4 protein-coding genes, 1 tRNA gene and 1 pseudogene are annotated in these 10,788 nt (G+C 65.6%); 3 read left to right on the top strand and 3 right to left on the bottom strand.

Annotated elements, in window-relative coordinates:
* Nucleotides 1-39: 39 nt before the first annotated feature.
* Nucleotides 40-4,797 (bottom strand): MobF family relaxase, encoded by a 4,758-nt coding sequence (gene mobF / locus ACL03I_RS20260; RefSeq protein WP_412806774.1) that lies wholly within the window; start codon nt 4,795-4,797, stop codon nt 40-42.
* A gap of 442 nt (nt 4,798-5,239) precedes the next feature.
* Between mobF and ACL03I_RS20265 the strand changes: the two genes are divergently transcribed.
* Together ACL03I_RS20265 and ACL03I_RS20270 are read left to right on the top strand one after the other, a co-directional pair.
* Nucleotides 5,240-6,652, top strand: a complete 1,413-nt coding sequence (locus ACL03I_RS20265) for a hypothetical protein (RefSeq protein ID WP_412806691.1) — start codon at nt 5,240-5,242, stop codon at nt 6,650-6,652.
* 733 nt (nt 6,653-7,385) lie between these two features.
* Nucleotides 7,386-8,333 (top strand): annotated as a pseudogene (locus tag ACL03I_RS20270) (recombinase family protein); the annotation flags it as partial.
* A 694-nt stretch (nt 8,334-9,027) separates the two neighbouring features.
* Here the strand turns inward: ACL03I_RS20270 and ACL03I_RS20275 are convergent.
* Together ACL03I_RS20275 and ACL03I_RS20280 are read right to left on the bottom strand one after the other, a co-directional pair.
* A tRNA-Leu gene (locus tag ACL03I_RS20275) sits at nt 9,028-9,112 on the bottom strand.
* Nucleotides 9,113-9,245: 133 nt separating this feature from the next.
* The gene (locus tag ACL03I_RS20280; RefSeq protein ID WP_412806692.1) at nt 9,246-10,115 is read right to left on the bottom strand and encodes an NAD(P)-dependent oxidoreductase; all 870 of its coding nucleotides are present in this window, start codon (nt 10,113-10,115) and stop codon (nt 9,246-9,248) included.
* A gap of 144 nt (nt 10,116-10,259) precedes the next feature.
* Here ACL03I_RS20280 and ACL03I_RS20285 point away from each other — a divergent pair, with 144 nt between their 5' ends.
* Nucleotides 10,260-10,610: a winged helix-turn-helix transcriptional regulator gene (locus tag ACL03I_RS20285; protein ID WP_355077950.1), complete on the top strand. Its 351-nt coding sequence runs from the start codon at nt 10,260-10,262 to the stop codon at nt 10,608-10,610.
* Nucleotides 10,611-10,788 lie beyond the last annotated feature (178 nt).

The raw sequence follows: 10,788 nt of genomic DNA on the forward strand, positions 1-10,788 counted from the left end.
GACTACCAGCTCGGTGTGCTCGGCGCTGAAGCAGCAGTACTACGGTCCGTAGTCGTAGTCGTAGTGGCTGTATTCGTAGTCAGTGCCTATTTCCGGAGTGTCGAATGGCTCTTCACGGCTCGCCCCGGTCCCGGTAGGGGCTGTTGGCTGCGCAAATGCCGGTCCGTGGTGCGTATTGAGGTCGAGATGGCGGCGAGCCCTGTCTTCGAGGTCGCGTTGCTGCGGTGTCAGCTGTGCGCGGCGTTGGTGTTCGATGAACGCGTCGTCGAGTTGGCGCTTCTCGCGAAGCGCGCGTTGTTCTGCCTGCGCCAGCTTGCATGCGAAGGCGCTGTCGCTGTGGAATGCGGCGGCCAGTTCGGCGGCGCGAGCGGCGTGGTTGTCGGCACGGTGGACGGTGGAATTCCAGTCATCGTGCGCGAGGGGCACGGCGGCTCGGGCGCGCCGGGCGGTCTCGCGGACGGCAAGCAGATCTTGTTCAGCGTCGTTGAGGACTCGGCGCAGGTAGTCGAGGTGGGAAGCGTGCTCCGCGCGGGCGGTGCGTGCGGACGCTGTGTTGGTTCGCCACCAGGGCATCTTTGGTGGGTTGTTCCGCGCGGTCGCCTGTTGCCAGTGAGCGAGGGTGAGGGCGTGTTCGGCGGCCGCGACTGCGGCCTGTGCGGTGCGGGCGGTGCGGATCGCTGCCGCGTGTTGATCGAGTTCGGCGTGAGCGCGGCGTACAGCGTCGGCGTCGCTGCCGCGCTCAGATCGCTGGCTACGTTCGATGATGAGACCCATGTCCAGGATCGGGTCGAGATCGAAATCGCGCCGAGCAGAATGGATCTCGTCTTCCAGTTCCCGATCGCTCATGCGGCGCCACTGATCGACCCGGAATTCAGAGACCGCGCGGGCGAGTTGGTCGGCGCGGCGGCGCTGCGGGTCGTCGAGCGTTTCGACCAGTCGCCAGCGCAGCGCGGCGGCGGGCTGTTCATCCGGTAACGGGCGCTGCGCGGCGGCGGTGCGGACGGCAGTCGCTACGTCCAGGCCGGTGTCGGCGGCATGGGACAGCTCCTCGGCCAGTTGTGGCCAATACGGGTCAGTCGTTATCCGTTTGTCGACTTCTTGGGCGAGCGTTGCCCAGCGGCGGGTGTTGGTGTCGAGGTCTCTGAGACGCGACCGCACTGCCGCATCCAGATGGAGCTGGGTGCGGCGTTCGTCAACTGGGTATTGCACCGGTCCGGTCAGGCGGCGGTCGTGGTCAGGGACCGCGTGTGCTGCCCGCCAGATGGCGAGTAAGGCGGTGAGGTTCGGATCGCGTTCGACGAGCAGTCGCGCCCACACTGGTGCAGTTTCGGGTCTCCAGGTGTGGGTCGTAGCGCCGATTTGGGCGGCAAGGTCCTTGATCTGCGCCGCGCGTACCCGCAGGTGTTCGCCGAAGTCGCAGTCGTCGCGCAGCACCGGCGGGATCACCGGTATCCATCCCAGCGGGCCGCCGTCGATAGTTCGATTGCCGATGCGCCACACGAGTACGGCGGCTTTGTCGTCGGCAGTGTCGAGTTCCCGCGCGGTGACGGCGTCTGTGAGCGCGGTGATAGGGTCGCGCCCGGTGAGGGCGATCATGGCCAGGTGCTGGCGCAGCACCGGCCACGCCGCCTCGTCGGTGAGGCCAGGCATGAGTCGTTCAGCGGCCGCGGTGACGACGGCGTGGTGCTCGTTGCCGAGGCGCGCGTCGGCGGCCGTGGCGAGTGCCTCGAGGTAGGCGTCGACGACTCCGGCGAACTGCCGCCGCGGGTCGGAGGTTTGGCGGGCCTGGGTGGTCGCGGAGACTTGGCCGCCGTCGCGGCCGATGATCTGGGTGAGCATGTCGATCGCGGTCGGTGGGTGCAGCGCGTTCCACGTTTCGGCGGGAGCGTCCTGGCCGTCGCCTGCCGTGGCGAGGTAGAGGTGTCCGCAGGCACGGGCGCGGGTGGCCAGTACATACAGCTGGAAGCAGTCCTCGCTGCCGGTCAGCACGCCATGGCAGGTGTCGGTGGTCAGCCCTTGCGCGGAGTTGATCGTGCGGGCGTAGCCGAGCTCGACGCATTCACGCACGTAAGCGGTGGGCAGGGTGACTTTGCGGCCGGATCCGATGTGGGTAACGGTGATCCGACCGTCCGGGTAGACGGCACGGACCTTCCAGCGGTAGCCGTTGCGGACGTGATCGGTTTGCGAGATCCGCAGCCGATAGTTGTTCTCCCTGGTCGTGATGATGTCCCCGATCGAGGCCGAAAGCCCATCCGACAGCAGCGTTTCCGGTCCCTGCAGGCCTTCGCGGCGGAGGCGTTCGTCGCGGGCGAGGGCGTTGAGCTGGCGCACCAGCTCGTTGGTCGGCGCCAGCAGCGCGACGTCGAGGCCTTGGGTGTAGTCGACCCGCCAGGCCCGGTACGCGGCGTGCACTACGGCGCCGAGGGTGCCGACGTGGACGCGGCCGTGGTCGGTGTAGAACGCGATCGCGGCCGTATCGCCGTGGCGTAGGGCGAGGCTGGTGGCGCGCTCGCTCGGGTTGTCGAAGCGGACGACGCTGGTGAGGGTGGCGGCGCCGGCGTGGTGGACGATGTCGCGGATCACTCCTCCGGCCTGCACGGAGGACAGTTGTCGGTCATCACCGACCGCGCGCACGCTGGCCCCGCGTTCGATCAGCCAGGACACGGTCGAATCCAGTTTCAGAGTGGGTGTTTTCGCGGCCTCGTCCAGTACTACGAGGGTGCGGGGTCCGATCGCCCGCACCCAGTCCGGTGCGTCGTCGAGGGCCCGCTCGCCCGACTGGATGTCGTTGATCACGGTGACGAGCATGTCTACGGTCTTGGAGTCCGCGCCGATCTCGCTGCCGAGGACACCGGCGGCTGGTCCTTCCGGTGCCAGCCCGAGCGCGGTGCCGCCTTCGGTGGTCCAGGCGCGCACCAGCGCGGCCATGGCGGTGGTCTTTCCGGTCCCGGCTGGGGCGATCGCGACGTGTAACCGGCGTCCGGAGGTGGCGAACTCGCGCAGCAACTGGACTTGGCCGTCGTTGAGCATCTGGCCGTTGTTGTTGGCGGCGTGCTCGATGATCGCGGCATCCACCGCGGCCGCCGGGGTGGTGCGCCCTCCTTGGAGCAGGCTCGCCGCGATCAGGCGTTCCTCGGCCGCGAGGATCTGTGGGCTGGTGTAGAGCTGGGAGCCGGAGGTGGTGAACTGGCTGGTTCCGTCGCGGCGGGTCAATGCCTCGACGGTCGGTGCGATGTCTTCGGCCTCTGGTGTGCCGCGGGCGATCGACCGCGGCTCGCTCAAGGCGGCGTCGGTGACCTGGGTGATGAGAGTGTGCCAGTCGGCCGGACTGATGCTGCCGCGCAGCTGGCGGGTGGCTTCGGCGCGAATGTGGCGGAATTGCCAGGTCGCCCGGGAATCGGAGACCACCTCCACGACCCGTGCGGCGGTCGCGGCCACCCACGCGGCGTCGGTGACCTCCCGCTGCGGGATCGGCTGTCCCAGTGCGGTCGCGACCATCGCATCGACCGCGCTCTCACCGCCGAGCAGTTGCACGGCATCACGTCGCCATTCAGCGCGTTGCTCAGCACGCGAACGGGCCGCCACCTTGTGGCCGCGGGTTTTCAAGGTGGCTTCTTGGGCGAGGTCGTGCAGTTCAGCCGGTGTTGGCTCGCGGCCACGCTCGGCTTGAAACCGCGTGGTGCGGGTGGTCAGCTCGGCGTCCACGGCGGCTGACCGCTTCGACCATTCCTCGGCCAGGCGCTCCTGGACGCCGACGATCTCCCGCACCGGCCGCTTCCCGCGCCGGCGTCGGCTGCTGCTGTGGCGTTCGGCGAACTGCACGTTGAGGGACTGCTCGAGGTAGTGCTCCAGCCGGGTGTTGAACAGCTCGGAGGCGGCGACGTTGTGCTGGTAGATCATCCTGCCGTCGAGTGCACCCCACTGCCCGTCGTGGCGTTTGACCGCGTTCGAGATCACCACGTGGACGTGCAGATTCGGGTCACCCGCGCGACTATCGCGGTGCTGGAAAGCGGTGGCGATCAGGCCACCGACGACGTCGACTTGGCGGCGGCTGTGCCGACCGACCCGGGTGAACACCGCGTGCTCCTCCAGATAGGCCAGGACATCGCGCAGGGCGGCATCGACGGCGGCCTCGATCTTCTCCGACACCTCGCGAGGCGCCAGCGCCCACAACGTCGACACCGACTTGACCGGCGAGAACGTGAGGTCGAACCCGGCGACCCGCTTCGACGGCGTCCGGCTGGCGCGAGCCACCCAGCCCGACAATTCCCCGTCATCGCGGGGTGGGCGGCCATATTCCTCGGCGAACATGCGCCCAGCAACGTCGGTGGTGATGCGGCTGCGCTCCTCAGCGGGGATCGGGGCGTAGTGGACGCGGCCGTGCTCGGCGTTGTAGGCGGCATATGCGTGGGCCCGCTCGTAGCGGTAGGAGTACTCCGCGGCCACGTGTTTCGTGAATGGAGCACCCAGCCTTACCAGGTGTACCGCGTGCGCCCGCGCCGTGCGTCGCGAGATGCCTTCTGCGGCGCGGGCTTCTACTTCGGCGGCGATCATCACCTCGGCGTTCGGATGCAGGCCGTGACCGAACAACGCCCGCATCTGCGCTTCGGTCACCGCCTCACCGGCCTCGATACCGACGTTCGGCAGGCCGGAACCCAGCCAGCGACCGGGGGATTCGCCGCGTTCGCTGTAGTAGGTCGAAAGGTCCTGCGGACCGCGATCGTTCACGTCCTGCGTGGCGATCGAGCGGAGATAATAGGTGTAGCCGTCGCCACTGCCGAGCTTCGCCAGTGACATCACACAACCCACCGTACGCGCCCCGACTGCGAAGTGGCCGTGATGTTTCCGCGACCAGAGAGCATGAGGTGTGACGGATTGTGATAGTAGGGCTCACCTTAAGTTTGGTCGTCTTGTTCGCAGATTGTTTGCGGTGTGCGGGGATAGCTTCGGGTGTTGCAGAGTTTGGATGTAGTTTGCGGGTTCTGAGGATGCAGTCTGGGTGGTGAGATGGACTCCGTGCCCGTGGGAAGGCTGAGGCGGGTGCACGGGGACGCGCCCGACACCGTCAGAGGGTTCCGGCAGCGATCGCCGAAAATCCAGCGAAGTTCGGTCTGTGCACTGGTAGGCAGTGAAATTTTCAGCTGGTATGAGCCGCAAGGTAGTTTCGCGCTCAGGCAGGTCCGAGGTGACGGTAGATGGTTTTATGTGGGGGGAACGTCGAAGGACTGGGTAACGAACGATGGTGAGTGTCGGTCAGGCGGAGTCGGCTCGGGCAGCCGTGTTCGCCGAGGTGATCATCCGGGGCGGCTCGGAGCATCAGAGGGCGGACGTCGTGGATGGGCGCCAGGATCTGTTCGACCAACCGCATTGGTTGGACATGCTGGCAGAACTGCGGAAGGCGTTGCCGAGGTTGCCGTCGTTGTCGTTGGATACAGCGGTGTCGGAGCAGGCACTCCCAAGTAGGGAGCGCGGTGTTCGAGGTCGAGGAGCGCCGCAGTTGGTCAAACGGCAGACTGTGCGGGACGAGTTCGCCGCCGGAAAGCCGGTTGCCCGTGTGGCGTATACCTTGGCCAGGCGCCACGGTGTCGAGGACCGGACGCCGTGGCCGGTGAAGGCGGTGGTCAACGCCAAGCTGTTGACGGTTCCTGTCGATAGCATCACCTCCGCGATGCTCACCGCCGAGTCGATGCCGCAAGTGGTGGAGGTAATAACGCGGCGGGCGCGGAATGAGTTGGATGTGCTCGCTCCTGCGCTGTTGTTGGAAAAGCAGAGCCGTATCTACCTGGACTCGGATGGGGCTCGGATCGGCAGATTGCTGTCGGATGCGGCGCGCAGCTACGGGGTGGTCGCACCAGGTCCGTACATGACGTTGTTGGCCCAGAACTGGTCGATGCTTTACTGGGCGCAGGCAGTCGCCACCGCCGGTCGGGTATTGGTCGACCCGGATGGCGACCATGATTTGTACTTCGCAGATGGGCTTGCAGGACAGGCGATCCTGTCTGACGCCGCGCGGTGCGCCGGATGGGACATGGCGCTGCCGTCGACGTGCGGCGTGCTGCTCGCGGTAGGGGATGTGGAGACAACGCATGGGGTGCTGCTGGCGTGGCGGGATACCGGCACATACGTGGATATCGTACGGATTCCGATAGCTACGCTGTGTCGACGTCTACGTAATCCGAACCTGAACAAGAGTATGTGGTCGATGGTGAGGATCGACCGGGAAACCGGAGTGGCGGACTCCTATGGGACCACGAAGGGCGTGGAGGAGCTGGGGCGTTTGACGCGGCTGTTGGCGGCAGCACCGACGGGGCCACGGACACGGCGTGTGCCGTCCCTCGGCGGTGCGCGTCGGCCTCGTCCTGCTGTGGTGGTGCGGTACACCGCGAAACCCGTCGGTCACCATGACAGTGAACCTCGGGCAGCGGTAAATCTGGAGGCGCTGAAATGGCGTGTTCGGGGCCACTACCGGCGTCAATGGTATCCATCGTTGGGGAAGCATCGAACAATCTGGATCTCCGAGCACTACGCCGAGCGCGGGAGCGACGGCGAGCTGGTGGATCGACCGGTGGTAACTAAGCTCAGCCAGCCGCACTCTTCTCAGATTGAGGTTCCAGTGGAACCCGCCGAATTTCCAACGGATGCGGCGAAATAGCTGAGCGTCAGGTGCAGCGAATTCTATTGCGCAGCAACTACTTCTTCCGTTGATGCGAGCAGAGAGCGAAACGTCCGGCTGGCTGTCGCGAATTCAAGTCTGCCGATGCTCAGGCGCACCTTCGCCCACAGGTGGTAGCGAAATCACCGGGAGTCGGCTTTCATAGAAGGCGGGAGAATCGGCAGGCCTGGAGGAACCATGCCCTTCGATCTCCACGGTCAGCTCTCTACTGACCCTCTTGGCGCCCGAGCTGTTCCTGGGCCTTTGCCGCCCGCGCCGCTATCGTTCACGACTACTCGCCCCAGCGCATCGGTCTTTGGTTCTCGGCGGAGGGATAGCCACGCCCGAACGCACGGGGCTCGCGATCGGTGCAGAACGAGATGCGGATCATCAACGGACAGCCGCCAGTTGGCGACCATAGTCGAGGACGTGCGCCGTGCGCTCTGATCGCGGCAACGCTCATGATGACGCTGCCCGAAGCTGCACGAAGGACCTCACAGTCTTCGCCCCGGGCGGCCCGCCTGAGCTGAACGCCGTAGCCCTAAAGTGTTGCTGGAGATTATCCTCCGACATGTCCGCGAGACTCGTGGCGAGACTGTCGATAGTCCCCGACCGATTCCAGCATCGAATCCACGGCCGACTTCCTCCGCCACAACTCCCGAGGATGGGGCGGTGCGGCGCGGTCGTCACCGAACACCGATGTCTTTCTCAACCAGCAGGAGGAATCGCAGCAATGATCAGGTTCGCTTTCGCCGGGCGGGTCTCCACCGAAGACCAGCAAGATCCGGAAGCGTCTCGCAACTGGCAGCTCGGACGAGCGAACGCTCTGGTCGGTCAGCACGGGCAGATCGTCGCGGAGTTCTTCGACATCGGGCAGTCGCGGTCGATTCCGTGGAAGCGCCGCCCCGCAGCCGGGCGGTTGCTCGAGCTGCTCAAAGAGCCCGAGCGAGGGTTCGACGCGGTCGTGATCGGGGAACCGCAGCGCGCGTTCTACGGCAACCAGTTCAGGCTGACGTTTCCGGTCTTCGTCCACTACGGCGTGCAACTGTGGGTGCCGGAGGTCGGCGGCCCGATCGACCCGGACTCCGAAGCACACGATCTGATCATGTCGGTGTTCGGCGGCATGTCCAAAGGCGAACGCAACCGCATCAAGATCCGCGTCCGCGCCGCCATGGCCGCGCAAGCGCAGGTCGAGGGCCGCTACCTCGGCGGCCGACCACCCTACGGGTATCGTCTCGCAGACGCCGGGCCTCATCCGAATCCGGGCAAAGCCGCCGACGGTAAACGGCTACATACCCTTGAACCCGACCCTGTCACCGCGCCGGTGGTGCAGCGGATCTTCAGCGAGTACTTGTCCGGCATAGGGATTTTCGCTATCGCGCAACGCCTGACCGCCGAGAACATCTTGTGCCCGTCGGCCTACGACCGCAGGCGCAACAGCCATCGCTCCGGCGCCGCGTGGTCCAAGAGCGCGGTGCGCGCGATCCTGGGCAATCCGCGCTACACCGGCTACGAGGTGTGGAACAAACAGCGCAAGCAGGAGTCCCTTATCGACGTCGATGACGTCGCCTTGGGCCATCACACCCGCTTGGCGTGGAACGCGAAGACGGAGTGGGTCTACTCCGACCAACCTGCCCATGGCGCGCTCATCAGCAAGGACGTCTTCGAGCAGACACAACTTCGGCTCGCCGCCCGAGGCCCGCAGTCGACGGGCAGGACCACTACCCGCCGCCAGCACCCGTACGCCTTCAAGGGACTGTTGTTCCACGACGCCTGCGGACGCCGCATGCAAGGCAACTGGAACCACGGGCTGCCGCACTACCGCTGCCGGTATCCCTCCGAGTACGCCCTCGCCAACAAGATCGACCACCCGACGACCGTCTACCTGCGCGAAGACCAGCTCAGCGCCCCGATCGATTCATGGATGGCCGACATCTTCCACCCCGACCGGATCGAGCATTCGCTGACCATGCTCGAAGACGCCCAGACCGACAAGACACCGGCCATCGAGAGTGCACGACGATCGCTTGCCGAACACGACCGCAAACTGTCCCGGTACCGAGCAGCACTGGAAGCGGGCACCGACCCGGCCCTTGTGGCGAGCTGGACCCAACAAGTTCAGCGCGAACGCCAGGCCACCGCTGCACAGCTCACCGCGCTGGAAGCCGAGCAACGGTCGGATCACCACTTGAACAAGGAGGAGATCCACCAGCTTGTGACCTCACTGGGCGGCCTGGTTCACATACTGAAGGCAGCTGACCCCACCGACAAACTCGAGGTCTACCGGCAACTCGGCCTGAAGCTCACCTACGACCACGAAAAACGGGTGGTCGTGGCAGAAACTGCTCCACAACCACCCGTGTGCGTAGTGTCTGTGTCCGGAGGGGGACTTGAACCCCCACGCCCGATAAAGGGCACTAGCACCTCAAGCTAGCGCGTCTGCCATTCCGCCACCCGGACCGGTGTGCCCAGCAAGATTATCGGATCATCTCCGTGTGGACCAAATCGCGGCTTGACCTGCGGATTCTTGAGCGTTTGCGGGCGAAGGGCGTGTGGGCCGCACCGGTGGAAGGAGTGCGGCCCACGCGGGGGATCAGAGAAGTTCTTCGAAAGTGCGTTCGAAGCCGAGGGCTCCTCGACCGTCGGCCACTTGGCGGTCGAGGAGGGTTTTCAAGGGGGCGACGAAGTCGAGGGTGACGTGGGCGTCGCGGCTGGCGCGGTTGATCGCGTCGAGTGCGGCTTTGTGGAAGGCGATGGACTGGATGGGGTCGGTGTAGGTGGCGGTGTCGATGACGGCGCCTTGGTGCGGCAAGGATTGGGTCATCGCGCTGAGCCATGTGGCGGCTCGCCGGCCGAATTCGGCGGCGGGGACGCCGACCGACCGCATCATGGCCGCGCCGTGCAGGAAGCCGCCGAACATGGCGTACATGGCCGCCAGCAGGGCGAAGTCGTAGGTCGAGGCGAGGCCCGCGTCGTCGCCCAAGTATTCTGCGGCAGCGAGTAATTCGAGGGATTCGTGGTGTGCGTCGAAGACCGTCCGTGAGCCGCTGTAGAGGATGGACGCACCCGGCTGTCCGATCATGGGTGGTATCGCCATGATGCCGCCGTCGAGGTAGTCGCAGTCGTGGCGGGCCGCCCAGGCGGCGAGTTCGCGGGCCTCGTTGGGGGCGGTGCTGGTGAGGTTGATCAGTTGCCGTCCGGCCAGTCGGTGGGCTACCGGGTCGAGGGTGGCGTGCACCGAAGCGTGGTCGAGCAGTACGGCGATGATCGGGCCGTCGGTGTCGATCGCCTCGGCGATGGTGGCGACGCTCGTGGCTCCGGCGGCGCGGAGGTCGGCGTCCTTGCCGGGGGTGCGGTTCCACACGGTGGTCGGCAGCCCCGCCTTCAGGAAGGTCGCGGCGAGCGCCTGCCCCATCGCGCCGAGTCCCAGGATGGTCACCGGGGTCTTCGTGGTCTCCGCCATTGCGGGTTCAGCTCCTTTGAGGTCGAGAAAATCCTGGTCAGCGCGCTGAAATCAAGAGTGCTCGACGACCGGCGGGCGGGCAAGTACCTACTATTTTGTGGGGTACTTACCGATTGGTTTGTTAACAGGTGGAGAGGGTGGACGATGGGCTCGAAGCGGTCGGGGCCGTACTTCTGCGGGATCGATGCGGCGATGGATGTCGTCGGTGGCAAGTGGAAGGCGCTGATTCTCTGGGAGTTGGACAACCACCGGGTTCGGCGCTTCGGCGAGCTCCGCAAGGGGCTGCCCGGCGTCTCGGAGAAGATGCTCATCCAGCAGCTGCGGGAGCTGGAGGAGGATGGCATCGTCGACAGGACCGTCTATCGGGAAGTGCCGCCACGGGTGGAGTACCGGTTGACCGAGATCGGTGTCGCGCTGAACGCCGCGCTGGAGCCGCTGGGTGCGTGGGGGCGGGAGCGGATCGATCGGATCGGCGCGCGGCGGGTGCATGAGTAGCTCGGAAGTGAATCCTTCAAAAGTGAATGTTTCACTTGGGCAACATGGTTCAGCGGAAGATCAAGCTACTAGTTGGTAACTTGAGTTAATTTTGTGCACACCGAAGGTAATTGACGCGTAACCGGGCGCGTCGTATGTTCCACGTCACAACTTTTGCAAGATGTGGGTGGCTTCGCAG

The organism is Nocardia sichangensis, assembly GCF_047200615.1.
GTDB classification, from domain to species: domain Bacteria; phylum Actinomycetota; class Actinomycetes; order Mycobacteriales; family Mycobacteriaceae; genus Nocardia; species Nocardia sichangensis.

Excerpts from the sequence above, each read along its gene's own strand:
- ACL03I_RS20265 (WP_412806691.1), top strand. The coding sequence starts at position 5,240 with ATGGTGAGTGTCGGTCAGGCGGAGTCGGCTCGGGCAGCCGTGTTCGCC.
- mobF (WP_412806774.1), bottom strand. The coding sequence starts at position 4,797 with ATGTCACTGGCGAAGCTCGGCAGTGGCGACGGCTACACCTATTATCTC.
- ACL03I_RS20285 (WP_355077950.1), top strand. The coding sequence starts at position 10,260 with ATGGGCTCGAAGCGGTCGGGGCCGTACTTCTGCGGGATCGATGCGGCG.
- ACL03I_RS20280 (WP_412806692.1), bottom strand. The coding sequence starts at position 10,115 with ATGGCGGAGACCACGAAGACCCCGGTGACCATCCTGGGACTCGGCGCG.